This window comes from Abyssibacter sp., from assembly GCF_964229365.1.
Classification (GTDB): Bacteria; Pseudomonadota; Gammaproteobacteria; order Nevskiales; family OUC007; genus Abyssibacter.
On sequence record NZ_CAXRDQ010000039.1, the window covers coordinates 1 to 25843 of the forward strand.

The window sequence follows — 25843 nt, forward strand, 5'->3', positions numbered from 1 at the left end:
GCGGAGTGAGCGCGGTTTGGTCATTCCAAATTAGCGAACGACACGAATGCGTATGGAACGTATTCGGACGTCCGGAGGCCGGCCCGAAGGGCGAAGCGCATGGACGCGCTTCGCAACGCAGGCTTGAGGGAAAACCGGCCCGTTCCGTACGGATGGCGCCTGACACCAGGCCATGCGGCGTTAGTAGGCGCGTGCATGCGCCTCCCCCTGCGGGCCCGCCTTCGGCGGTTTCAATTCGCTCCCGGCGAATGGGTCCTCGTCGCTCATCTGGAATGACCAAACTTCACTTCTCGCGCCTTGCCTGGCCTGTTGTCAGGCGGCAAATTGGCGGCGTGAATAACTCAGTGGTTCCTTAAATGAACGGATACATCATCAAGCGCAGCGAAATCGAGACACTGGCCGGAACCGACAAGACTCATTTCCTGAACGCCAACGCACGACGGATCAACAAATCCTTGGGCGACCTCACGGGGCTCACCGGGCTGGGTGTCCATCTGATCGAGATTCCGCCCGGCGCTGAGTCCACGGAGTTCCACGTGCATTCAGATGAGGACGAATGCGTTTATGTGCTGGCCGGAACGGCCGACGTGGACATCGGCGACAAGCGTTACGCGGTCGAGGCCGGCGACTTTATCGGCTACCGCGCCGGCGGGCTGCCGCACAGCATGCGCAACACCGGATCAGACACGTTGCGCTGCCTGGTGGCCGGGCAACGGCTGGCGTTCGACGCAGGCGACTATCCGCGCCAGGGCAAGCGCATCTATCGACGCACCGGGCATCCACCCGACCTCGTCGAGATCGCACAGATTCAGCATCCGACCATGGGCGGCAAGTAATCAGGCATGAAAAAGCCGGGCAGTTGCCCGGCTTTTTCGTGTCGCTGCGCGACCCTACATCACGCCCAGACGGCGGATGGTTTCCATGGTCAGTCCGCCCGAGGACAGCCCGTTGTCACGCTGGAAACGACTGACCGCCGCCATGGTCTGCTGACCAATGCGCCCATCAATCGGACCCGGGTTGTAACCGCGGGTATCCAGCGCCTGCTGCAACTTGCGCACGACACCCGGCGTGGTGTTGGTTTCACAGAGAATCGAACGCCAGGCGATCTTGGAATCGGTCACCTTCACCGACTTGGTCACCGTGTCGTACTCGGCGGGGATCGTCTTGCGAATCTCGCGAGACGGCTCGACCAGGCGTCGGACACGCACGGTCTCGTACTCGGCCGGCGTTGCCACCTTCCTCACCTCAGCCGGGCGCTCAAGCACCTTCTTGCGCACTGTGGTGTATTCGGCAGGAATCGTGATCTTGCGCGTGGTTGCCGGTGTCACGAGAACGCGTTTTTCCACATTCTTGTATTCGGCGGGCACTTCAACCAGGCAGAGAATTTCGCCAGTGGATTCGTCTAGCTTCTCGATCGGACCCCGGCCCTTCTTCCATGTCGTATAAGCCGGCCGCACGAGCTGACGCTCGGTGACAGTCTTGTAGACGGCCGGGACGGTATCGACCTTTTCGGTCGCAGGCTTGACCAGGATGCGCTCCTCGACCGTGCGGTAGACCGGCGGTGACACCTCGACGATCTTTTCCCCGGCTTCCTGAATCACGACGCGTTGCTCCGCCCACTCGTAGCGCGCAGGAATCACATCGATCTGCTCACCGGATGGCTTGACCAGGACGCGCTCGTCACGCTCCTCGTACTTGGGTGGCGTGACGACGCGGGCATAGCACTCGCCTGGCTTGGGGTTGGGGGGCAGCATTTCGTTGCCACCGACCGGACTGCTGGTCTGCACGGCTGGCGACGGCTGCTCCGCGTAGCGGCGCGCGGTTTCGGCCTGCTGAGCCTGGACGCGGCGTTGCGCTTCCAACTCTTGAGCCAGCGCCTGATTGCGGGCCCGCTGTGTGGCCAACTCACGCTCCAGATCGGGATCGCGGCTAGCTGGCGGCATCTGCGGCGGTACCACCCGGCTCTGGCGCTCCTGATCCAGTTCGGCCGACAACGACCGATTGGCGGCGCGCTCGGCGGCGAGTTCGCGCTCCAACGCCGCCACGTCAGCGTCATCGCCGGTAGACGAGGCAAACGGATTGGATGCACATGCTGTGAACAAGGCAGTCGCGGACACGACTACCAGCAGACCTGCGTTACGATTCATTGTTACTCCCTGAAGACGGCTAACCGCATGCGTCGATTACAAATCGTACGCGGACCGGCGCTGATTATCTCGTTGTTCACGTGAACGCTTCGTTAATTCCCCGAGACACCTGGAAAATTTTCGTGAATGCCGCGCGAATCAGCCCTAGGGCACACGCTCGTGTCACCGCCTTGGTAGCCGTCGAAGGCTCGTCGCATTGCTCCACATGACCGCTGACCGACGGCGGATCATCCTGCGGCTAGCCTGGCCGATCATCGGCGGGATGACGTCGCAAAACATCCTCAATTTGATCGATATCGCCATGGTCGGTCGCCTCGGCGCAGCGGCACTTGCGGGCGTGGGACTGGCGGGCTTCCTGAATTTCATGGCGGTGGGCGCGATCATGGGGTTGTCGGCTGGCGTCCAGGCGACGTCGGCACGACGTGTAGGAGAAGGCCGGGACGACGAATCGGCCGTGCCGCTAAACAACGGCCTGTTGCTTGCCCTGGCAGCCGGTTTGCCGCTGTCGATCCTGCTCTGGTGGTTTGCGCCGATGATCGTCGCCACGCTGGTCGATGACCCCGCGGTCGTCGGAGAGGGCACCGCGTATTGGCAGGGGCGCCTGGTGGGGGTCGTGGCGATCGGCGCCAACTTCTGCTTCCGCGGCTTCTGGAGCGGCGTCGGCCACACCCAGGTCTATCTGCGCACGCTGGTGACGACCCATATTCTGAACGTGCCGATCAGCTATTGCCTGATCTTCGGCAAACTCGGTCTGCCGGAACTCGGCGCGCTCGGAGCGGGCATCGGCACGAGCCTCGCTGTGTGGATCGGCACGGGAATCTACCTGACCGTGGCTTGGCGTCACGCACAGCGACGCGGCTTTCTGCACGAACGAGGGCAACCCGGTGATTTCGCACGCCTGATTCGACTGGCCCTGCCGAACTCGCTACAGCAGTCGCTATTCGCCGCCGGGTTTGCGGTGCTGTTCTGGATGATCGGGCAGGTCGGAACGCCGGAGCTGGCCGTTTCCACGGTGCTGATCAACGTGATGCTGGTCGCCATTCTCCCGGCCATTGGCTTCGGGCTGGCGGCCGGGACGCTGGCCGGCCAGTCGCTGGGCCGCAAGGATGCCGACGACGCGCAGCGCTGGGCCTGGGATGTGATTCGCATCGGCTGTTTGTGGCTGGCCTTGCTGGGGCTGCCGATGTGCGTCGTCCCGAGGCTGTTGCTAGGCGTATTTCTCGACGAAGCTGCATTGGTCGAGCTTGGCAAGATCCCGCTGCAGCTGTTTGGCGTAGGGCTGATCATCGACGGAGCCGGAATCATTCTGATGCAGGCGCTGTTGGGCGTCGGTGCCAGCCGCAGCGTGATGTTTGTCGCGGTCGGCTTGCAGTGGCTGCTATTCCTGCCCGTGGTCTATGTCCTCGGACCCATCCTGCAATACGGCCTGATCGCGATCTGGCTGGCGATGTTCGTTTGGCGCGGCCTGCAGACCGGTCTGTTCATCTGGCTTTGGCAACGGGGTGGCTGGCGTCATTCGCGTGTCTAAGAAAACACTGATCTATGCACGCCGCCAAGCTGCTGCCTGAAAACGGGCCAGGCAAAGCGCGAGAAGTGAAGTTGGTCATTCCGAATGAGCGGCGAGTGATGCCGCATGGCCTGTTTTCAGGCGCAATCCGTATGGAACGGGCCGTGTTTCAGACAGCGATCAGGTGCACAGCGGAGGGGTTTTCGTCAGACCGTGCGATTTGCAGCGCGCGCTGAGCCAGATCAATGAATTCGGACACGCTGCCCAAGTCGCTAGGCTTGCCGACCGCGATGCCCGCATTGACCAGGGAGTGACCGACCGGAGACCGTGGGTCATGAATGCTTGCGGTGCGCACCTGCCCACGGAGGCGGTCCGCCAAGCCCCGAGCGGCAACTTCGTCTCCACCGGTTGCGATCACCGCGAACCGGCCGTCCTCCAGCCGCCCGACAAATTCATTCGAGCGCCGCACCGTCCCCAGCAACGCCTGCCCCACCTGCACCAACCGATCGGGCGTGGCCTCGCCTGCTTGCCCTGCAATGTCCGCCATCGCGAGCACGATCAACACCAGCGCGGTGTCATCGTTCATCGCCCAGTTCCAGCAACGGTCCAACTCGGCCTGGAAGGCATCCGCGGAGGGCAGCCCGGTCTCCAGGTCCGGATCTCGCAGGCGAATCACCTCCCTCGCCAAACCCCGCTCACGTGACACCTCGCGCCCCACGCAGATGATGTACTGACGCGGACCGTAGGTGACGCGACGTGCCCGAATCTCGATGGGCATCCGTCGTCCGGGCCCATTAAACATCTCGAGCTCCACGGTCGCGTGCCCGTAGTACTCGATCGATGCCCGAAGCCGCTGCCAGCCAACCGGCCCGGCCGCAAACAGACGTTGCGCGTTAAGCGACCCGCGGTGGACCTCGGGTCGATCGGTGCCCGTGATCCTGCGGACCTCGATATTGGCCTCGACGATATAGCCGGTGCTCATGTCGACAACAAACAGATAGTCGCGACACTCATCAGCCAAGGCGAAGAACAACTCCAGCCGCTGCGCGTGTTCGGCCATCTGCGCACGGACTCGCGCGCTGCCAACGGCCGCGTGAATTGATAGCGACAGACGGGCAGGGTCCAGGTCGTCCTTGGCCAGCACGTCGTGCGCGCCCTGCCGAATCGCATCGCGGGATAACGCGACGTCCATCCCGCCGGAGATCAGCACCAAACCGACTGGTTCGATGTTGGCGAGCATGTTGAGCAGGTCCAGGCCCGTCATATCTGGCAGCCCCTGATCGATCACCATGCAAGCGACACGGTGACTGCGCAGCAACTCCAGGGCATCCTGCGCGGTTTCCGCCTCGACAAGCTTAAGGCCGACGGTCGCACCATCGGCCAGCATACGGCGAATCAGCAGGCGGTCAGACGCGCTGTCGTCGACCACCAGAAGCTGATCGCGGTCTGCTGAATCCTCGCCAGATGGACCGGATCCGCGGCGCGGTCCGCGCTGCGCAGGCGCCTGAGAACTCGCGGTGGAATCCACTCGTTTCTGCATGGCCGCAGCATACATCGGCGGACGGGCATCACGGGCCGCGGCGCGAGACACCGAAGTGGTGTCGAAATCAGGCCGCCAGCAACGATTGCTGGCGGCCCGCAGGCAACTAAGCCGGTGTCGCCAACCGAGTGGAGACAGCCTCGCCCAGCATCAGCCGGGCGCGCAGCACAATGTCGTCCATGGATGGCGACCGCGCGAACATCTTGTGTGCCCGCGCGCGCACTTCGTCCACCGATGGCAACTCGGGCAGCTCGGGCAACTCGAAGTGCTGGATCGCGTCCCTACCGCGGTCGATACGGGCAGCCAGATTGCGCTTGAAGTCCTCGACGGCGATGCCGCTTTTCGTCAACCGGGCATGCACGCTGTCGGTGAGCGTGTCCGCGCAGAATGTGGCGGCCAGCTGCGCCGCCACCCGGTCCTTAAGCTCGGAGGACAGCTTGCGCTCGCCGGCGAGCACATGCTTTGGCGGCTGCTTGAGATCCCAGACGACCCCCACCCACGACAGCATTTTGAGGATGTAGAACGTCGGGTCCCACTCATACCAGCGGAAGCCCTGGCGGGTGCTGGACATGAAGTAGTGATGGTTGTTGTGCCAGCCCTCGCCCATGGTCAGGAAGGCCAGCACGGCGTTGTTGCGCGAATCGTCGCCGGTCAAATAACGCTGCCTGCCCCAGACGTGGCAAAGCGAATTGATCGTGAACGTCGAGTGATAGACCAGCACCGTGGAGAAGAAGAACCCGAACCACAGGCCGGACCAACCGAACAGCGCCAACACGGCCACACCCAGCACGATGGCGGGCATGAACCGGTTGTTGTCCAGCCAGACCAGCTCAGGGAACTTGGTCAGATCCTGCACGTTATCGTAGTTCGCATCCTGGGCCTGGTTGTTCCAGATCCAGCCCATATGGGAGAACCAGAACCCATACTGCCGCGGGCTGTGCATGTCCTTCGCGGTATCGGAGTAGCGATGATGATCGCGGTGCTTCGATGCCCACCAGATCAGTCCGGACTGCGCGGTCGACTGCGCCACGAATCCGAGCATGAACTGGAACACGCGACCGGTCTTGTAAGAGCGATGCGCGAAAAAGCGGTGATAGCCGGCGCCGATGGCGAAGATGCGCACCCAGTACAGGGTGACGCAGACCACGATGTCCGTCGTGGAAATGCCGGTAAAAAAGGCACCCAGCGCCGCGATATGCACGCCGAAGAAGCCGAGCATCGCGCCCACACTGGCGGGAGTGAATTTCTTGTCGTACGTCAGTTCAGCCATGAGTCTCGTCGTTTGTCTGTCCCCGGCCACCGCCCTGTTGCAGCGTGCCGCGCACCGGTAGGGACCTGCCATCGTCAGACAGGCAAGTTTGGTGCCCCGAACCAACCAGCACGTTTACTGCCGTGCTACTCAGTTCGTTCCGTGCTCACGAGTCGATGCGAACCGGATGCCGGGCCACCGCTCTTCCGTGAGCTGAAGATTCACGCGGGAGTTCGCGAGATAAACATGCGCGCCTGCGTGATCCACTGCGATTCTAGACACATTCTTGTTAAGGAAGTCTTTCAGTATCGACGGATCGGCCGCTGTAACCCAACGAGCGGTCGCCACCGGCGCCTGATCGTACTTGCAGTTCACGCCGTATTCGTCCGCCAGCCGCTGACGAACCACGTCGAACTGCAGCACCCCCACCGCGCCCAGAATCACATCGTTGTTGCTCTTCGGGCGAAAGACCTGGGTCGCGCCCTCCTCGCAGAGCTGATCCAGCCCCTTGTTGAGCGCCTTCGCCTTGAGCGGATCGGCCAACACCACACGCTGGAACAGTTCCGGCGCAAAGTTCGGCACACCGCTGTAGATCATCGCCGTGCCTTCCGAAAACGAATCCCCGATGGAAATCGTGCCGTGGTTATGCAGGCCGATAATGTCACCCGGCCAAGCCTCTCGTGCGGCCCCACGGTCGGAGGCCATGAACGTCACCGCGTCGGAAATGCGCACGGCCTTGCCCTGGCGCACGCTGTGCAATTGCATACCCGGCGTGTACTTGCCCGAGCAGACCCGCATGAAGGCGATGCGGTCGCGGTGGCGCGGATCCATGTTCGCCTGAATCTTGAACACGAAGCCGGTGAGTTCGCCGTGCGTCGGCACCACTGATTCCGGCTCGGCCTCGCCCACCGTGGCCTCACGCGGCAGCGGTGGCGGCGCCCAGTCGGCGAATCCGTTCAGCAGTTCGCGCACGCCAAAATTCGAGATCGCCGCACCGAAGAACACCGGTGTCAGCTCACCGGCGCGATAAAGCTCCAGATCGAAACCATGCCCGGCCGCCGAGACGAGTTCGATCTCTTCCAGCAAGGTCTGGTAGATCGAGCCGAAACGTTCGGCCATGCCTTCGGCCCGCAAGCCCTCGATGGTCTCGATATCGCTGATCCGTTCTTTCGGACCGTCGTACAGGTAGAAGCGGTCTTCGAGCAGGTGATAAACGCCAGCGAAGTCTCGTCCCATACCCAACGGCCAGGTGACCGGCGCACAGGCGATCTGGAGGACATCCTCGACCTCGTCGAGCAACTCCATCGGTTCACGGCCATCACGGTCGAGCTTGTTGATAAAGGTGATGATGGGCGTGGTCCGCATGCGGCAGACCTCCATCAGCTTGATGGTCCGCGCCTCGACACCCTTGGCTGAGTCGATGACCATCAGTGCCGAGTCCACCGCCGTCAAGGTGCGATAGGTGTCCTCCGAGAAGTCTTCATGCCCCGGCGTGTCCAGCAGATTCATCATGCAATCACGATACGGAAACTGCATGACGGAGGTGGTGATGGAAATGCCGCGTTCCTGCTCCATCTTCATCCAGTCGGAGGTCGCATGCCGCGCGGCCTTGCGCCCCTTGACCGTTCCGGCCAGCTGAATGGCACCGCCGAACAGCAGCAGCTTTTCAGTGACGGTGGTCTTGCCCGCATCGGGATGCGAGATGATGGCGAACGTGCGTCGGCGCTCGGCTTCTGCGCGCAGATTGGCAGGACTGCCGGACATGATCGGAACTGCTGGATAAAGGGCCGCGGATTGTAGCGGCTAGACCGGGCCCCGGTCGAAACGTCGCAGCGGCCGAAGGACGCGCCAGCGGCAGCCTAGCCGGCGGCGACAGCCCGCCGGCGCGGTCGCTTGCCACTGGGAAATGTCAGCCGCAGCAGCTTCCAAAGGACACTGCCAAACTGGCGAATGAACGGGCGACTGTTGTACGCCAGTCCATACTGCTCGCAAAGCGCGCGCACCTCCGGCGCAACGCGCACGTAGTGATTGCTGGGCAGATCGGGAAACAGATGATGCTCGATCTGATGCGACAGGTTGCCGGTGAGCAGGTGCATCAGGCGGCCGCCACGAATGTTGCAAGACCCGAGCATCTGACGCACATACCAGGCCCCGCGTGACTCGCCGGCAACAATGGACTTGCTGAAATGCGACACGCCTTCGGGAAAATGCCCGCAGAAAATCACCGCGAAGGTCCAGATGTTGCGCAACACGTTGGCCGCGAAATTCGCAGCGAGCACGATCAGGAAGAACGGCCCGGCCAGCAACGGCCACAGCACGAAATCCTTCAGCGCCTGACGCCCGGTCTTGGCGCCTGCCTCACGCAGAATGGCTCGGGCTTCGGCCTTGTTGCGCTGGCCCTTGAGCACCCGAGGGATCTCGAGGTCGTGCAGGGCGATGAACCAGTCGAAATAAACGGCCATCACCACAAGCCAGAGCGGCTGGAAGAGATAGAACGGATGCCAGCGCTGGCGTTCGGTCACGCGCATCATGCCGTAGCCGATGTCGCGATCCATGCCCAGCACGTTGGTCCAAGTGTGGTGCACCACATTATGCGTGTGCTTCCATTGTCGCGCCGGGCAGGCGTGGTCCCACTCCCAGGTGGAAGAGTGGATTGCCGGGTCGTTCATCCAGTCCCACTGACCGTGGATGACGTTGTGGCCGATCTCCATGTTCTCCAGGATTTTCGCCAGCGCCAGAGCGCCGACGCCCAGACACAGCACGACCCAGAACATCGGCCAGCTGCCCAGCGCGGCCGGCAACCAGGCCAGCGACGCAAAAATCCCCAGTCGACCGCCGATTGCGAGCAGTTTCTGCGCCCGAATCAGGCGCAGGATGTAGGCGCGATCCGCCTGCCCCAGCGAAGCCCGCTCCCGTGCCCCGATGGCGTCCAGTCGCTCGCCAATCGCATGCAGGTCCGCTTCAGTGAGATGTGAGGGAATCATCGATGGCCTAGAGGTCCAGGGAAACGGGGCCAACCGCTGCGTTCACACAGGGCTGGATCAGAACGCCGGGCGTTTGGGTCAGCTTGCCCGTGCGCAGATCACGCACGGCACCAGAGCGTAGCTGGCAATCGCAGCTGTGGCAGATGCCCATCCGGCATCCGTAGGCGGGATTCAGACCGGCCTGCTCGGCAACCTGTAACAGCGCCGCACCCGGCCGGGCCACGGCGCTGCGTCCGCTGGCAACGAACTCGACCTCACCACCACCGACAGCGGAATCATCCACCATTGGCAGAGAAAACCGCTCGATATGCAGGCGGTCACGTACGCCGGCCTCGGTCCAAAGCGCTTCGGCGGTGCCTAGCATGCGCTCAGGGCCGCACAGCCAGGTCTCGCGATCCCGCCAGTCCGGACATAACCGATCGAGCGTGTGGCGGTCGAGGTGAGGGGCACCGTCTCCGGTGAGCTGCTCACAGTAATGATAGCCGGGCCGGGCCGCGGCCATCGCCCGTAGCGCGTCGGCGAAGATGACGTCATCGCGATGACGTGCATAGTGCAGATGGCAAATCTCGCCGCTGTCTGCAGCACCGGAAGCGAGCATGCCCATGATCGGCGTGACCCCGCTGCCCGCGCTCAGGAACAGCCGGGGGGCGGCGATGTCGTTCAACACGAAATCGCCCGCCGCCGGGCTGATCTGCACCCACGCACCCGCGGCCAAGGTATCGACCAGATACCGCGAGACACCGGCATCCGATGCTGCGTGCACCGTCAGGCGAATGGTCTTCTGAACTCGGTCATCGGAGCTGATGGAGTAACAACGCGGCCGCCAGACGCCGTCGATGTTCACGTACAGGGTGACGAATTGCCCGGCACGGTGACCGCGCCAACCGCGGCCTGGCCGCAGGGTCAGGGAGCGTGTGCCAGTCGCCTCGGTGGTCGCGTCGATCACCCGCGCGGTAAACCGCGCCCCGGCCCGATCCGCCTTGGTCAGCCGCGGTGCCACCAGCGAGGTGTAATCCCGTGTCGTCCGCGGAAATGCGAACGCGCGGGCCAGCCGTTGCGGCCAAGCGGGTTTCGGAAGAGCGGCAGCTGAATTCATGACCGCGAATATACAGTTGTATATACACTTGTCAATTCATCGACCGCAGCGCATCCCGGCCCCGCTACGGGCCGTAGGGATGGACTAGGGAGAAACCGGCGCACCAGCGCCGCGGTAGGGGAAACGCCGAAGCGCTAGGCGATCACCGGCACGCCAAACAAATGCCCGTGTGCATGCATCAGGCCCATATAGGCCACGAGGCCGATGATCACGGTGAGCACATCCAGCATCGGATTCACCCGCGGGCGAACCGGCGCGGTGGCGCGTTTTTTTGCGGAGATCACGTCGACCACGGCGAAGGCCAGAAACGCCGCGAACAGCAGCATCGACGCGAGATCACCGTTGGCGAGCAAATGCACCAGCGCCCACAGCTTCACCGCCGCCAGCATCGGATGCTTGACCACCCGACGCAGATTGTTCGGTACGTACGCCGCAACCAGGAGGATCAGCGCGATAGGCATGAGCGCCAGGGGAACATGGCGCGTCCAGACAGGCGGATTCCAGATGGCGATGAAGGGGGCCTCGGCCTTGCCCCAAATGATGAGCACGAGGCCAATTGCGGCGACGATCGAGAACAGCCCCTTATAGCCGCCCTGCCCCAGCCGGTCTTGCAAGCCACCACGCAATGCCGGGCGGGTGGGCACGAGATGCACGCCGAGAAACACGACGAGCCCGATCAACAATGCAATCATTCCGTTCTCCCCTATTGCCCCGAATGGAGCACCCCTCACGATGGACGCGCCAGACTACTCGCTCGATGCCCTGCGGAAAACCTCGGTTGGAACCATTAACGAACTGCTCGGGGTGGAGGTCACCGAAGCCGAGCGCGGGCGGATTGTCGGGACGATGCCGGTCTCCGATAAGAACGTGCAGCCCTACGGAATTCTGCATGGCGGGGCCAGCGTGGTGCTGGCGGAAACCTTGGGTTCCATAGGCTCGGCGCTTGTCGCTGCCGAAACCGGTAAGCGCGCGGTCGGGCTGGAAGTGAATGCCAACCACGTTCGCCCCGCCCCCAAGGGCACGCTGGTCACGGGCGAGGCGGTGCTGGCCCATGAAGGCCGCCGAATCCACGTCTGGCAGATCACCCTGCGCAACGAGGCCGGCAAGCCCACCTGCCTTTGCCGGCTTACGGTCTCGCTGATCGACTGACGCGCCCGGCCCTGCGGACACGCAGGACACCGGCCGCCAGCAGCGCCCAGAGCGCCCAGAGCCCGAACGAACCACTGCTGTCATCGGAGTGCAGCCGGTCTGGCGAGCCGACCGTATCGGAGAATTCGAGCCCGCCCTGATTGAACCAAACCTGCACGACACCGGCGTCGGTGAGCAGCACCAGATCGCTGTCGCCGTCCCGATCCATGTCAGCCAACACCAGATCGATGGCATCGGCTTCGATCGCCATGCTGTGGACCAGCAGCCGGCCGTTGCCATCGTTGCGGTATAGCTGCACGACACCGTTCGGGCTGGCGTTCACTGCATCCATGTCGCCGTCTGCATCCAGGTCGGCCGCCGCGAGACGGCGGGTCAAACCCAGATCAACCCGTGCGTCCTGCTCGACGACGTTCCGCGGCTGGCTGCGCAACAGGCGCAGTTCAGGTGCCCTGGGCGAACCCATCGCCATCTCCGGCCGGGCGGCAAGCAGATCGCCATCCTCATCGCCGTCGAAATCGGCGCCCAACCAGTGGGTCACCCCCGCGGTCGGCAAGGACAGGCGAGCACCAAAACTGCGTCGACCGATGGTGGGCTGAAAGACATCGCCCTCTGCCACGCCGAACACCGGCTCCGGCCGACCATCCCCGTCGATATCCGCAAGTCCCAGTGACAACGCCTCGGCCGGCTCCAGCGTCGCCGTGAAGAAGCCGTCACCACCCTCGGAGAAGTAGACGCGCGGCACGGCATCCGACTCGAGAATCACGATGTCGGCCACACCGTCTTCGTCCAGGTCGGTGGCCAGCGCATCCAGGGCCGGACCGTCACCCAGATCGTTCGGTGCCAGGGCAAACGCGCCATTGCCCGTGTTGCCATATAGCGCATGGCCGCCACTAGCATTGACGACAACAATATCTTCGCCCGCCTGGCCGTCGAAGTTGCCGGCCAGCAAGGCGCGCACGTCACCGACGTCGCCCAGGCTGCCGGCGGCTGCGAAGGCCTTGTCAGCGGTCTGCACAAACAGGCGGGTGGCGCGGCCTGCGCCGGTGCCCACGGCGATATCCAGCGCCCCGTCGCCATCGGCATCCAGCACGGCAAGCCGCGTGCCGTCGACAACCTCGAACTCTGCGCCAGGAATTTCGGCCAGCAGGTCGGTGACGACCACCCCGATCGAGGCGACATTGTCATCCGGATTCACATCGGTGGCGGGCTCGCCCACGCTGGCCTGCAACCAGACGCCGCCGGCGCGATCCGCCTCCGACTCAATGGCCACCGTCTGCTGATCGCCAGCCGCCAAGGTTTCGAGAACGCAGTCCAGCGTTACCACCGAAACCGCAACGCTTCGAGTGCAGCCGTCCGGAACCGGAACCGACAGCCCGGCGCCGCTGATACGCAGCGTCAGCGTGCCACCGGCCAGGCTGCCGCCAGGATTCGACACGGTGGCGCTCCACTGGAACGGCACCTCCGGCGCGGCCACGGCGCGCTCTGCCTGGACTGTCACCGCAAGATCGCGCTCCGGCTCGGTGATGGTCAGGCTGAACGCCGTATCCGTGCCCTCATCGAACGGATCCGTCGCCGTCAGTACTACGTTGTAGGATCCGGCCGTTCCCAGTTCCGCAGCACCGGCGATGCTGTCACCGGTGAGCGTGAGACCAGCCGGCAGCCCGGTGGCCGCATAGGTCAGCGCATCACCGTCCGGATCTTCGAAGATCTCGCTGAGCACCAGCGTCCATTCCTCCCCTTCGTCGAGGCTCAGATCCTCCACCGGCGCGACGATCAGCGGCGCATCGTTGCCAACACGCTCGATCACGAGCACGAGCTGTGATGTCGCCGAGTCTCCGGCCTCGTCGAATGCCGACACGTTGAGCGCATAGCGCCCGACGTCACTTTCGGTCGGCGTGCCACTGATCACCCCGCTGGTCGTACCCAGCGCCAAGGAGCTTGGCAGGCCGGGCGCGGTGTAGGTCAGCACATCGCCGGCATCGGCATCGGTGAACGCCGCGGCGATCGACAGGCTGGCCGCCTCATCGACGAACAGACGCTCCTGGCCCAGCGCGACGGCCACCGGTGCGTCGTTGCGACCCTGGATGTCGAAGCGAAGCTGCCCGGTGGCCTGCAATCCGGCGTTGTCCGCGACGGTGTAGGCCACGGTTTCGAGTTGCACCTGACCTTGGCGCAAGCCCTGGACTTGTGCCGAGCCACTCGGATCGAAGACGACTGCGCCATCCGTGGCGACGCTAACGGCAAGCCCGGAACTGGTCGTCTCATCGACACGGACAACGGTGAGACTGTCGCCGCTATCCGGGTCGATGTCATTGGCGAGCACTCCGGGTGCAGGACTGGTCACCACGCCGTCCTCGGTGAGCACAAAGCGATCATCGGTCGCGACAGGCGGATCGTTGACGCCGGTCACCGTGATCACCACCCGGCCCTGGTCGCTGCCGCCGGCACCATCTGAGACGAAGTAGTCGAACCCGTCTTCCGCGACAACACCGTCCGCGAGTCCGGCATAAACCGAGGTTGGGTCAAAGGACAAGCGGCCGTCACTACCGACCACGACCGCCGCACCGCCCTCCGACACCGCTGGCGCCGAGGCGGTAAGCGTTTGCGCATCCGCGTCGCTGTCATTGCTCAGCAGGCCGGGTTCGGCCACGGTCAACACCTGGTCCGCCGGGGTCGCGAAGGCGTCGTCCGACGCGATCGGGTCGTCGTTGATCGGTTCCAGCCGGAATGCGATGGTGCTGACGGAGGAATCAAGCGTCTCTCCGAAGGCCTGCACGCTGATGAGGCGGTCAGGATCGCCGAGAATCTCGCCAGTGTACTGGTAGCTCAGACTGGTCAGCACAGCGGTGTAGTCCTCCGGAGCGGCATCACCGGTGATGTCCAGCCGGCCTGCGGTGCCGTCGTAATTTGCCGTGAGTCCCGTTGCGCCAACGTCGACAGCCAGCGATTCGGCCGCAGCATCCTGGACCACGTCGAGCTGAACCCGCAGCGCCTGCACCAATGCCAAGTCACCTCCCGTGACAACGGCATCCGGCACCAAGGTCTGTTCACCGGCCCCTTCCGCGTATGCCGCGCTGGCATTCTTGCCGGCAGCATCGCCATTGAGATCGACGACCGGCCGGGAGACATCCAGTTCGATGGCGCCGACGTCGCAGGCTTCCGACGATGGTCGAGCCTGCCCCAACTGGTCGACTGCGGCGACCAGCGCTTCGCCGCAGACGGCATCATCCCCGGCATCCAGCAGGACGGTGGGAAGCGCCGGCGTGTATACGATGTGGCTGAAGCCGCTCTCGGAGAGCCGGGTTTCGGCTGCCACCAACCCCAGCGCCTCGGCTGCGGCCACCTCGAATCCTCCACAGGATTCATCCGAGGAATAACTCGTGACGACCTGAGTGATTGCCCCCGGCAGAAAGCACTGGTCACCCGCACCGTTGCCCGTGATAACGGTATTCCGTATCGCGAGAGAACCCTCCGCGTCGACAAACAGACCGGCGGTTCCGGCTGCGGTCTCGTCGCTCAGCCGATTGTTGACAAGGGTGACGTGGGACAGTTGCGAGCCGGCACTGGATTCCCGATTGATGAAGATGGCACCGATCGCAGCCGTCTGGTTTCCCGTAACGGTCGCGTTCACCAGCGCGAGGCGACCGATATTGGCAATGGCGCCACCAACCCCCTCGGAGGCATTGTCCGCCACCGTGGCGCGCGCGATCTCGGCCACGCCGCTGTTGTAGAGCCCACCACCCACCGACCCGGCGCGGTTACCGATCAGACTGATATCGGTGGCCGACAGCACGCCGAAATTGGCAATGCCGCCGCCGAGCGATCCCGCGACACTGTCGCGGATGGCGACCGCTTGCAGGGTCAGCGTCCCGAAGTTCCGGATCGCTCCCCCTTCTTCGTCTGCACTTCCGCCCACAAGGGCCAAGTTGCGTAGTGACACGGTGGCAGAATTACGAATACGGATAAGCCGCGTGGCCGTCCCGGGCGCCGCCACAAGACGCAGCGGACCTTGATCCGTTGCCCCATCGATCGACACCTCGGTCTCGGCGAGATCGAGCTCCGTGGAGAGTTCGATTTCATTCCCGCCGCAATCAAAGCTGACGTCGCCCCCACCTTCCAGTGCAGCGACCAACGCAGTCTGCGTGCATTCGGTGACCACGCCGGCGGCATTAAGCCCCCCCGGGATCAGCAGGCAAACCAAGAATGCCAATCGCGCCACTACGTTATGTCCGCTCACCCTGATCCCCATAAAAAGCCGTTCGCAAGAATACCGTGGCCCCGCAGCGCGGCGCACGACTGACTATCATGCCTGCTGATTCGCCCAGTCCATTGACCCCGCATGACAACCCTGACCCAGAGCTTCAACACGGCCATCGATACCGTGGTCGACAAGGTCGGCAAGCAAATCGTCCTCGGCGTACCGCTCGGGCTTGGGAAACCGGTGGGCTTTATCAACGCGCTATACGCTCGAGCCAAGCGCGACCCTGACTACAACCTGGTCATCTTCACCGCGTTGTCGCTCAATCGTCCCCGGGTGTCCGGCCTGGCCGGCCAATTCGTCAACCCCATGTTCGATCGGGTGATGGGCGGCTGCGAAGACCTGGACTACCTGCTGGACCGCGACCGCGGCGCACTACCTGGCAACGTCACCGTGCGCGAGTTCTTCTTTCAGGCCGGCTCGCAGCTGACCAACGCCAACGCGCAACAGAACTACATCAGCACCAACTACACCTTCGTCGCCCGCGACATGCTGGATGCCGGTGCCAATGTGTTCGCCCAGCTGGTGGCGCCACACCCCGACCCGGCCGCCGAGCGCGTGAGCCTGAGCTGCAACCCGGATGTCAGCCTGGATGTGGTGCCGGCGGCCCGGGCGCGCTGGCCCATCGCGGTGGTCGGCGAGCTGCATGACGAACTGCCCTACATGCCGGGCGACAGCGAGCAGTCGCATGCCGAATTCGATGTTCTGATCCGCCGCCCGACCCCGCGGCAAAGCCTGTTCGCAGTGCCCAAACAGCCGGTTACCCTGGCCGATCACGCCATCGGTCTGCACGCGAGCACGCTGGTTCCGGACGGCGGCACGATTCAACTCGGCATCGGCGCGTTGGGCGACACGGTGGCCCACGCACTCGGTATGCGTCATCAACGCAACGCCGCCTGGCGCGAGCTGGTCGGGGTCCCCGCCGCAGTGGCGAACCAGATCGGCGGGACCGAGCCCTTCGAGATCGGCCTGTACGGCGCCACCGAGATGTTCGTCGATGGCTTCCTGGCCCTGTACGACGCGGGTGTGCTGAAGCGTTGCGTTGTCGATGACATTAACCGCCAGCGCGCCATCAACGCTGGCGAAGCCATTAGCGACGACGAACAGGCGCAACGGCTCCACGGCGGTTTTTTCCTCGGGCCACGCTGCTTTTACGACCGTCTGGCCAGCATGCCGCTAGACGAACGCCGTCAGTTCCACATGACCTCTGTCGGGCGGATCAATCAGCTTTATGGGTCCGAAGAACTGGATCGCCTACAGCGCACGGACGCCCGGTTCATTAACACCGGGCTCAAATGCACCCTCACCGGCGCCGTCGTCTCCGACGCGCTGGACAATCACCGCGTGCTGTCCGGCGTTGGCGGCCAGTACAACTTCGTCGCCCAGGCCCATGCGCTGGACGGTGGCCGCTCCATCCTGCTCGTCAAGGCGGTGCGGGGCGAGGGCAAGAATGCCGAATCGAACATCGTGTGGGAGTACCCGCATACGACCATCCCGCGCCATCTGCGCGACATCCTGATCACGGAATACGGTGTCGCCGACCTGCGTGGCGCAACGGATCGCGATGTGATCGCCCGCCTGCTCAACGTGACCGATTCGCGCTTCCAGGCCAAGCTGCTGGCGCGGGCCAAATCGGCCGGAAAAATCGAGGCCGACTACGTCATCCCGCCCGCGCACCGGCAGAACACGCCGGAGGCACTGGCCAGCTGGCTGGACCCGGCTCGGGCGGGTGGCCTGCTGCCGTATTTCCCCCTGCCAACCGACTGGACCAACGACGAGGAGGTGCTGGCCGTCGCGCTCTCGCAACTCAAAGCCTTGCAGGCCGCACATCACCCGGTGACGTTGGCCGCCAAGGCCTGGCGCACGGGCGCACCCAGCGCGCAGGTGCGGCAGTTGTTGCAGCGCGTGGGCCTGGCGGCACCGGATTCGCTACAGAATCGAATCGCGGCGCGACTGCTCGCCCGCGAACTGCTGGATGTGCTGCAACAAGGCGAACGCGCATTGCGCCCCGGACTGGACCAACGATGACATTCGAAGACATGCAGGCCGAACTGGCCACCCAGACGGCAAAAATGCCCTGGACAGAACTGCAACGTTTTTTCGCCACCGGTCAAGCCTTTGCCGTCGCACCGGGCGTGGATCTGGTCGACGTTGCTGCCCGCATCGCGACTGACGACAAGGCCGTGATCGAAACCTTGATCGCCGAGCAGCAGTTCGGGCCGGTGAGCGACGAGCAGGCGCTCGCCTGGGTGGAGACGGATGCCAGCGTCTGGGCAGTGGTGGTCAAACCCTGGGTGCTGGTGCAGGCGGTCCAGCCATCCGCATAAACACGGCCGGGTTACGCGGCGACGAGCTGCCCGCGATTGCGCTTGGTGACGAACTGCTCCAGAAACGCCTGCTGATCCCCGAGAATGCGTCGATTCGACAGGATGAGATATTCCGCTCGATTCGGCGCGTAGGGGATCGCCAGCAACGGGCGTCCGGCCTCCTCCGGGGTACGGTTGCTCTTGTGCCGGTTGCAGGAGCCGCAGGCGGTGACGCAGTTGGTCCAGTCATCCGGGCCGCCGCGCGAGGTCGGAACCACATGGTCCCGGGTGAGCTCGGAATGGCGGAACCGCAGACCGCAGTACATGCAGATATGACCGTCGCGCTGAAACAACGCCCGATTGGTCAGCGGCGGCACCAGCGACATCAATCGGCCACCGCGACTGTCATTGACGGCAATGATCGTGTCCAGTTCCAGGAACGACCGGCGCCCTGTTTCACGGTTGGTGCCGCCACGAATGCGGATGCGCTCGGCACCACCTTCCCAGGCGACCTTTTCGTTGCAATAAAGCGTCGCGGCATACTCCCAGTGCACCCAATCCAGCGGAATGCCGCCGACATCCAGTTTCAGGATCAATGGGTGGATCTGCTGGTCGTTCACCGTTCGATCTCCTCTAGGGAAACACTTAGTGAGCACGCGGCCCGCTCGGGCCATCCAACGCTATCTCCGCGACATGACGCCGCGTTGACAAAACCGACGGTCCGTTACCGCTTGCGGAACTATCCTTGAACTGGCAAGGATTTGCCACTTTCGCGCAAGGTAAAGAAGCCATGAATGATCGTCCACGCTGTCCCTGGGTCGACCTCAGCAAGCCGGACTATGTCGCCTACCACGATGAAGAGTGGGGCGTGCCCGTCCACGACGATCAGCGCCAGTTCGAGTTTCTGACCCTGGAGGCCGCCCAGGCGGGCCTTTCCTGGTACACGGTGCTTCGCAAACGGGATAACTACCGCCGGGCATTTGCCGGCTTCGATCCCGCGGTGGTCGCGAATTTCGACGACGAGGACGAGGCACGCCTGCTGGCCGACGCCGGGATCATCCGCAACAAGTTGAAGATTCGGGCAGCGATCAACAACGCGGCGCGCTTTCTGGAGGTCCAGTCGGAGTTCGGTCAGTTTTCGAACTACATCTGGGCATTCGTCGAAAACGCGCCGACGCGACCACCGCCGAAGCGGCATGAGGACTATCGCGCAACCAGCCCGGAATCGGATGCCTTGTCGAAAGATCTGAAAAAACGCGGGTTCAAGTTTGTCGGCAGCACCATTGTCTACGCGCACATGCAGGCCGCCGGGCTGGTGAATGACCACAGCGCCGATTGCTTTCGCCGCCACGAAAGCTGATCCTTTCCAGCGTTCGTCTGGTCGGGGGACAGCGAACACGCGGCGGTTGCCCCAAGAGCCCCCCTCAGGACTCACCGCAGTTTGCTAGATCAAACCCAGGAAACCCTACCCGGCCACGCGCTGAATCGGCTGCAGACTGCGCTGTTGTGCTCCGGCGCCGGCGCCTTGCTGCTCGAAGCCATCTGGTTCCGGCAGCTGGGCTGGGCGCTAGGCAACACGGTCCTCGCTGGCGCCGCGACGCTGGCGGCATTCATGCTCGGCCTCGCCCTCGGCGCCACGCTTTGTGTGTGGCTCACGCACCGCATTCGGCATCCAGCACGCGGCTTCGTGCTCGCCGAAACGCTGGTGGCGGTGTCTGGCGCCCTCGTCATTCTGTTGCTCAGCGTCGGCGAGACCACGTTAGCTGGCTGGCTGCAGCCGTTGCTCGATCGTCACCTGCTACTTCAGTCCCTGCGCTTCTGGCTCAGCGTCGGCCTGTTGCTACTGCCCGCCCTGGCCATGGGCGTTGGCTTGCCGCTGCTCACCTGTGTCTGGGGCGATGCCCCCCGTCTCGGCCCACTGCTCGGCCGCCTCTATGCCGCCAATACTCTGGGTGGCGTACTCGGCCTGGTGCTCGGCGAGTGCCTGCTGATTCCCCTGCTGGGCCTGCCGATCAGCGCGGCTGTCGCACTGTTGCTGATACTGGCATCGGCGGCATTGGTCTGGCCGCTGCGCGACCTGCGATACGAACCGCCGCGGCAACCCGTCACACTCGCGCCTTGGACGTTGCTGCTCATGGCGGCCGGCATCGGCGCCGCGATGCTAGCCATCGAGGTCGTCGGTTTTCGGGTGATCAGCCTGCAAACCGCCGGCACCACACGCACGCTCGCGCTGGCGGTTGCCTGCGTGCTGGCCGGCCTCGCACTCGGCAGCCGTGGGGCAGCGCTGTGGACTGAACGCGACCCAAGGTCGACGAACGCGATCAGCCTGCTTGCCGTGGCGGCCGCGGCGGCGTGGTTGTCGGGCATCGGGCTGGCGAGCCTGGGCGCGCATCTAGAGCATCCGATGGCGCGCTGGGGTTTGGCACTACCGGGCCTGTTTCTGCCTGCCAGTCTTTGCTCTGGCGCGTTGCTGACGCTGATCGCCGAACGCCTGCGTCAGGTCAACCTCTACAACGGCCCCGCCACCGCCCAGCTGCTCGCGGCAAATGCGGCCGGCGCCGCGTTAGGCGCCGGGCTCGCGGGCAGCTGGCTGCTGCCCGCGCAGGGCCCCGCCAACGCCGCGATCTTTCTAGCGCTCGGTCTGGTCGTCCTGGCCCTGGTGGCCGCGCTGGCGCGCCGATCCAAACTGCAGTTGGTGACTCCGGTGCTGGGCCTGGCCGTGGCGGCCATGGGAATACGCAGCATCCCGGCGCTTGTCGACGGTCAGGTTGCTGCGGCCGCCCGGCCCTATCAGACCCTCGATGACAGCCAGCGCGTGGCCATAGAACACGGTCGCAACGAGACGCTGCAATTGCTGCGCTCTGACTTTCTCGGTGAGCCGAACACCTGGCGTCTGGTCACCAATCGGTACTCGATGAGCAGCACCGCCCGCGATTCCGAACGCTACATGTCGCTGTTTGCCTGGTGGTCGCTGGCGCTGCAATCGCAGCCGGTCGACAGTCTGCTGATTTCCTACGGTCTCGGTACCACGGCCAAGGCCTTGCTGTCGGACCAACGCCTGGGCCGCGTCGACATTGTCGACATCTCGCCGGAATCCTTCTCGCTGGCGAGCCAGATCCACAATCTCGACCCGCTGGACGATGCGCGCGCGCAGCGGCACGTCACCGATGGCCGGTTCTATCTCGCCGCCGTGGAAGCGCAGTACGACGTCATCACCGGCGAGCCCCCTCCGCCGCGCATGGCGAGCGTCGTCAATCTGTACACCCGCGACTATTTTCAGCAGATGCGCCAGCGGCTCGCGCCACAGGGTGTCGCCACGTACTGGTTGCCGGTCGATCAACTCTCGCCGGCGTCCGCAAAGGCCATCACGGCTGCGTTCTGCGATGCCTTCGAACACTGTTTTCTCGCCGCCGGCAGTCACTACAACTGGATCTTGATCGCCGCGCCGGCCAAGCCCGCATTCAATGACGCTCTCTGGGATCAGCGATCGTCGCTGTACCAACTGCGGCGCACCGGAGTCGAGTCGCCGGCCATGCTGTGGACAGGCTTTCTTGCCGATGCGCAGCAGCTACGCGACTGGGTCGGCGACACCCCGGCGCTCACCGACCACCACCCCGGCCGTCTACGCCTTCGCAATCCCGACGCCGAAGAACTGTTGGCCTACGCCAACTGGGCCTCGCCATCCGAAGCGCGACGCCGCTTCTTCGCCTCGGCCTGGGTCGCCAACACGCTGTCGGCGGAACAGATTCAGGCGGTCGCGGAACTCTGGGACTGGCAACCGATACTCAACGGCTTTATCCACGATGCGCCCATCGCCTTGATCGACGGCCTGCTGGATACGGACCTGATCACCCCCGTGCTGTGGGGCCTTGGCAGTGGTTGGAATGAACAACGGATCGCGGCAATGGACACATTGACGCCGGATGGCGATGCGGCGCGGGGACAGCAAGCGTTTCATCAGGGCGTGGGCAGCCTTGCACGCCGTGAGCCGCGGAAGGCGAAGATGCACTTTCTGGATGCACTGGCCTTCGACGTCGAGCGATCGCGGGAACTGGCGGTCTACGCCGCCTGCCGTGCGGGTCAGCGTGACGAGGCCAAACGCATCGCCGGACCAGCACGGTTCGCATTCCGCTGCTGGTGACGACGATCGTCTAGTCCGGCCGCCGGATCACCAGATCGCGAATGGTCTTGTCACCCAGCGCTTCGCGGATCGCCCCCTCGTACTGACGGATTTCACGGCGCACCGGTCCCTGAATCGACTGGCGCTCAGCGGCATCCGGCTCATCTGCGCGATCGGACCGGACGGTTTCGATGATCTCCGACAAAGACATGGCATCCAGATCACGCGCGGGCAGCAGGCCCAGGGCAGGCGCCTCCACCTCCACCAACACGCTGGCTGCGAGCAGACGGTCCACGACCGAGTAAACCGCCTCCGGCCGCTCGCCGGTTTCATTCGCCAGCTCACTGACCGGCAGCGGCGGTTCGCCGGCGACAAAGCGACGCGCAATGATCCCCATGACATGCAACGCCAGATGCTCACGGGTGCGATTGCCGATGAAACTGCCCGTGGTGCTCGGCCGCACATAGTTCGGGTACTGCAACAGAAACGCGAGTTGGCAACCCACCAGCAGAATCAACCATCCGACATAAAGCCAGATCAGCAAAAACAGCAGGATCGCGAAACTCGAATAGACAGCGTTGTAACTGGGCACGGCGGTGGCGAATTCGGCAAACGCCAGACTCGCGCTTTCCCAAAGCAGGCCTGATAACACACCGCCGCCCAAGGCCGATGTCAGACGCACCCGTGTATTGGGAATAAACGAATACATGAATGTGAAGGCCGCCATCACCAGCAAATACGGAACCAAGCGACCCGCGAAGGTGATGATCAAGCCGAGCGGCTCGATATGCGACAGATGCACCAGTAGAGCGTTGCTGGATGCCGACGCTGTGACCCCCACGGCTGAGAACACCAGCACGGGACCGACAATGAGCACGGACAGATAGTCACCAAAGCGGCGCGCCAGCGGCCGGGATCGCTCTATGCGCCAGATGCGATTGAAGCTGGCCTCGACCTTTTGCAGCATCGATATCGCGGTGTAGAACAACATCGCAATGCCGAGGAATCCCAGCACACCGACATCGACGTTCTCGACAAAGCCGATGATGGTGGCGGTAATTTCTGCGGATTTCTCACCCAAGGGCGCCAACACCCGCTGCAGCACGGGCTCCATCGAATTGTGGACGCCCAGTGCCTTGAGGACAGAGAAAGCAAGCGCCAGCAGCGGGACCAGTGACAGCAGGGTGGTGTAGACCAGGCTCATTGCCCGCATCGACAACTCGCCACGAGACAGCTCACGCGCCAGTGCCGCGAGCAGCTGCGCCAGACGCCAGAGTTGTTGCCGCCACCATGGCCACGCCGGATTGATCGGCTGCCAGAGCTGTTGACGGATGCGGTCAATCAGATTTTCAGGCATGTCGAGTCCTTCGCGAACGGGCGGTGATCGGACGCGCAGCAGTGGACATCCGCGGCATGCCCGTGGTGCCCGCGCCAGGGATGCCCCGGCGTTCCGGCACGCGTCGGTTACCCGCCAATCTTCTCGGGCCGGTTCATGCCGTGCCCCTCGGCGTTAGCCACCGAAGCAGCTGGATCACCCTTGAGCGTATCGAGCCGCATCATCCGCTTGATGAGCGGCGAGATCACGACCATGACGACGGCGATCGCCATCGCCACGTAGGCCACATTGGTATAGACCTCCGCGTAGGTCGCCTTGGCGGCGGCGACATTCGTCAGCTGGCCACCGATGGTCTCGGCGCCGGTCGAGCGTGCGATCACCCCGGCCAAGTAATTGGACAGACCCGAGTACAGAAACCAGGCGCCCATGCTCAGCCCGACGACGCGCGCCGGGGCCAGCTTGGTCACCGTCGACAGGCCGACCGGCGACAGCATCAGCTCCGCCATGGTGTGTATCCAGTAGATCAGGAAGATGTAGTAGACCGCTGTCAGCCCGGTTGGCCCGCCCGCCTTCATGCCGGCGACCAGCGCCAGGAATCCAAGCCCGACGCCGAACACACCGAAGGCGAACTTAAGCGGAGCCGCCGGCTCGCGGCCCCGGCGCGCCAGCGCCACCCACATCCAGGCGACAATCGGCGCGAAGATCACGATGTAGCCGGCGTTGAGAAACTGGAACACCGGTGCCGGCACCGACCACCCGAACATCGTGCGGTCGACGAGTCGGTCGGTGAACAGGTTCAGCGACGAACCGGCCTGCTCAAACAAGGCCCAGAACGGAATCTGCGCGAGGATGAAATAAAGCGCCGCGAGCATGCGCGGCCGCTCATCGCCGTCGAGCCCGAATACGGCATAGCCGATGAACGCGACGACGATGACAATCCCCAGCGAACCGACGAACCAGTCCGGAATCACGTGGGCCTTCATCACCAGCAGCATCGACACAGCAATAATCACCAGCCCCACGAGATAGCAGGCCAGCTCGACCGTGACCGGACCGAACACGCGCTCGCGCAGCTTGGCGGGATCCGGCGGCTCGGCGCGGCCCTCCAGCCACTGCTGGCCCCAGAGGAATACGGCGAGTCCCGCCAGCATGCCAATACCCGCCAGGCCGAACCCGTATTTCCAGCCGTAGACGATGCCGAGGTAGCCGCAGAGGATCGATGACAGAAACGAACCCAGGTTGATCCCCATGTAAAAGATGGTGAAGCCCGAATCCCGACGCTTGTCTTCCAGCGAGTACAGCGACCCGACGATGGTGGAGATGTTCGCCTTCAGGTAGCCGACACCGGCGATGATCAAGGCCAGCGACAGATATAGGATGTTGACGTACAGCGGCTCCTGTTCGATGCGCGTGCTGTAGTCCGACACTGCGATGCTTGCGGGCAGGCCGACCGCGGCCGGCTCCTCAATCACCATCCGTGAGGCCTCGTCAACAAAGCGAATTCGCGACTGGCCGGACTCCGATACGATGATCTGTGGGGCATCCCCGCCGCGGCCGTCCAGCGTCACCTGATACTCCTGACCGGCATAGGTCAGGATCTCTCGCGACCCCGCCCCCTCGAAGGCCATGCCGAAATGGCCCAGCACCAGGAGGATGGCACCATAGGTCACGGCCTTTCTCTGCCCCAGATAGCGGTCGGCGAGCGTGCCGCCGATGATGGTCATCACATAGACCAGCGCCGTATAGGCACCGTAGAGCAGCGCCGAACGCTCGTCGGAGAACAGAAAATGCTGCGTCAGGTAGAGAATCAGCAGTCCTCGCATCCCGTAGTACGAAAAGCGTTCCCACATCTCGGTGAAGAACAGGATGGCCAGGCCGCGCGGATGACCAAAAAAGGTCTTGTCGCCAGCGGGTGCTGATTGCGTCATGAAGAGTCCAACAAGCGATTGATTTGCCACGAGTATACCCACCGTCGCGTGAGGCTGAGTGCCCTACCCGCACGAAGGTGGGACGGGTTGAACCCGTGATCCGGCTTGGCGTCAGACGAGGCCCGCCCCGCGCCGTTCGGCGACATGATTCCTGCGCGAAAACCCGCTACGGCGCCACCAGTCACCGTCCGACAGACGGTAGCAATGTTGCAGTGCAACATAT

18 protein-coding genes are annotated in these 25843 nt (G+C 63.9%); 7 read left to right on the top strand and 11 right to left on the bottom strand.

What is annotated here, in order from left to right:
* The first annotated feature begins 356 nt into the window (after window positions 1–356).
* Window positions 357–836 (top strand): cupin domain-containing protein, encoded by a 480-nt coding sequence (locus ACE1EY_RS06075; RefSeq protein WP_291515090.1) that lies wholly within the window; start codon window positions 357–359, stop codon window positions 834–836.
* A gap of 54 nt (window positions 837–890) precedes the next feature.
* Here the strand turns inward: ACE1EY_RS06075 and ACE1EY_RS06080 are convergent, their stop codons facing one another.
* Window positions 891–2147 carry a peptidoglycan-binding protein gene (locus tag ACE1EY_RS06080; RefSeq protein WP_291515091.1) on the bottom strand — a complete coding sequence of 419 codons (1257 nt, stop codon included), beginning with the start codon at window positions 2145–2147 and terminating at the stop codon, window positions 891–893.
* 205 nt (window positions 2148–2352) lie between these two features.
* Between ACE1EY_RS06080 and ACE1EY_RS06085 the strand changes: the two genes are divergently transcribed.
* Complete coding sequence (locus tag ACE1EY_RS06085; protein ID WP_291515092.1) at window positions 2353–3675, top strand: MATE family efflux transporter; 1323 nt, start codon at window positions 2353–2355, stop codon at window positions 3673–3675.
* 148 nt (window positions 3676–3823) lie between these two features.
* Here the strand turns inward: ACE1EY_RS06085 and ACE1EY_RS06090 are convergent, their stop codons facing one another.
* The 6 genes from ACE1EY_RS06090 to ACE1EY_RS06115 all read right to left on the bottom strand — a co-directional run bounded on the left by ACE1EY_RS06090 (window position 3824) and on the right by ACE1EY_RS06115 (window position 11215).
* The gene (locus ACE1EY_RS06090) at window positions 3824–5245 is read right to left on the bottom strand and encodes a response regulator (protein ID WP_370299710.1); all 1422 of its coding nucleotides are present in this window, start codon (window positions 5243–5245) and stop codon (window positions 3824–3826) included.
* A gap of 55 nt (window positions 5246–5300) precedes the next feature.
* Entirely contained in the window at window positions 5301–6464 is a 1164-nt protein-coding gene (locus ACE1EY_RS06095; RefSeq protein WP_291515094.1) for a fatty acid desaturase, read from the bottom strand.
* Window positions 6465–6593: 129 nt separating this feature from the next.
* On the bottom strand, window positions 6594–8207 hold the full coding sequence (locus ACE1EY_RS06100; protein WP_370299711.1) for a peptide chain release factor 3: 1614 nt from the start codon (window positions 8205–8207) through the stop codon (window positions 6594–6596).
* A gap of 95 nt (window positions 8208–8302) precedes the next feature.
* Window positions 8303–9427: an acyl-CoA desaturase gene (locus ACE1EY_RS06105; protein ID WP_291512635.1), complete on the bottom strand. Its 1125-nt coding sequence runs from the start codon at window positions 9425–9427 to the stop codon at window positions 8303–8305.
* 7 nt (window positions 9428–9434) lie between these two features.
* Window positions 9435–10523, bottom strand: coding sequence for a flavin reductase family protein (locus ACE1EY_RS06110; RefSeq protein ID WP_370299712.1), 1089 nt, complete (start codon window positions 10521–10523; stop codon window positions 9435–9437).
* Window positions 10524–10657: 134 nt separating this feature from the next.
* Window positions 10658–11215 carry an NnrU family protein gene (locus ACE1EY_RS06115; RefSeq protein ID WP_291512634.1) on the bottom strand — a complete coding sequence of 186 codons (558 nt, stop codon included), beginning with the start codon at window positions 11213–11215 and terminating at the stop codon, window positions 10658–10660.
* A 40-nt stretch (window positions 11216–11255) separates the two neighbouring features.
* Between ACE1EY_RS06115 and ACE1EY_RS06120 the strand changes: the two genes are divergently transcribed.
* Window positions 11256–11672, top strand: coding sequence for a hotdog fold thioesterase (locus ACE1EY_RS06120; protein ID WP_291512633.1), 417 nt, complete (start codon window positions 11256–11258; stop codon window positions 11670–11672).
* Here ACE1EY_RS06120 and ACE1EY_RS06125 read toward each other — a convergent pair.
* Window positions 11650–15891 carry an Ig-like domain-containing protein gene (locus tag ACE1EY_RS06125; protein ID WP_370299713.1) on the bottom strand — a complete coding sequence of 1414 codons (4242 nt, stop codon included), beginning with the start codon at window positions 15889–15891 and terminating at the stop codon, window positions 11650–11652. The genes ACE1EY_RS06120 and ACE1EY_RS06125 overlap by 23 nt on opposite strands.
* A gap of 120 nt (window positions 15892–16011) precedes the next feature.
* Here ACE1EY_RS06125 and ACE1EY_RS06130 point away from each other — a divergent pair, with 120 nt between their 5' ends.
* Together ACE1EY_RS06130 and ACE1EY_RS06135 are read left to right on the top strand one after the other, a co-directional pair.
* Window positions 16012–17958, top strand: a complete 1947-nt coding sequence (locus ACE1EY_RS06130) for an acetyl-CoA hydrolase/transferase C-terminal domain-containing protein (RefSeq protein ID WP_291512631.1) — start codon at window positions 16012–16014, stop codon at window positions 17956–17958.
* Window positions 17955–18257, top strand: a complete 303-nt coding sequence (locus tag ACE1EY_RS06135) for a DUF2288 domain-containing protein (RefSeq protein ID WP_291512630.1) — start codon at window positions 17955–17957, stop codon at window positions 18255–18257. The genes ACE1EY_RS06130 and ACE1EY_RS06135 overlap by 4 nt, the downstream gene beginning before the upstream one ends.
* A gap of 11 nt (window positions 18258–18268) precedes the next feature.
* Here ACE1EY_RS06135 and ACE1EY_RS06140 read toward each other — a convergent pair whose 3' ends face one another.
* Complete coding sequence (locus ACE1EY_RS06140) at window positions 18269–18856, bottom strand: HNH endonuclease (protein ID WP_291512629.1); 588 nt, start codon at window positions 18854–18856, stop codon at window positions 18269–18271.
* Window positions 18857–19026: 170 nt separating this feature from the next.
* Here ACE1EY_RS06140 and ACE1EY_RS06145 point away from each other — a divergent pair, with 170 nt between their 5' ends.
* Together ACE1EY_RS06145 and ACE1EY_RS06150 are read left to right on the top strand one after the other, a co-directional pair.
* Window positions 19027–19596, top strand: a complete 570-nt coding sequence (locus tag ACE1EY_RS06145) for a DNA-3-methyladenine glycosylase I (protein ID WP_291512628.1) — start codon at window positions 19027–19029, stop codon at window positions 19594–19596.
* A gap of 81 nt (window positions 19597–19677) precedes the next feature.
* The gene (locus tag ACE1EY_RS06150; protein WP_370299714.1) at window positions 19678–22377 is read left to right on the top strand and encodes a fused MFS/spermidine synthase; all 2700 of its coding nucleotides are present in this window, start codon (window positions 19678–19680) and stop codon (window positions 22375–22377) included.
* Between the two features lie 10 nt (window positions 22378–22387).
* Here ACE1EY_RS06150 and ACE1EY_RS06155 read toward each other — a convergent pair whose 3' ends face one another.
* A complete protein-coding gene (locus ACE1EY_RS06155) occupies window positions 22388–23713 on the bottom strand; it encodes a YhjD/YihY/BrkB family envelope integrity protein (RefSeq protein WP_291512626.1) in 1326 nt (441 codons plus the stop codon).
* A 107-nt stretch (window positions 23714–23820) separates the two neighbouring features.
* Window positions 23821–25620, bottom strand: coding sequence for a peptide MFS transporter (locus ACE1EY_RS06160; protein ID WP_291512625.1), 1800 nt, complete (start codon window positions 25618–25620; stop codon window positions 23821–23823).
* Between the last annotated feature and the right edge of the window lie 223 nt (window positions 25621–25843).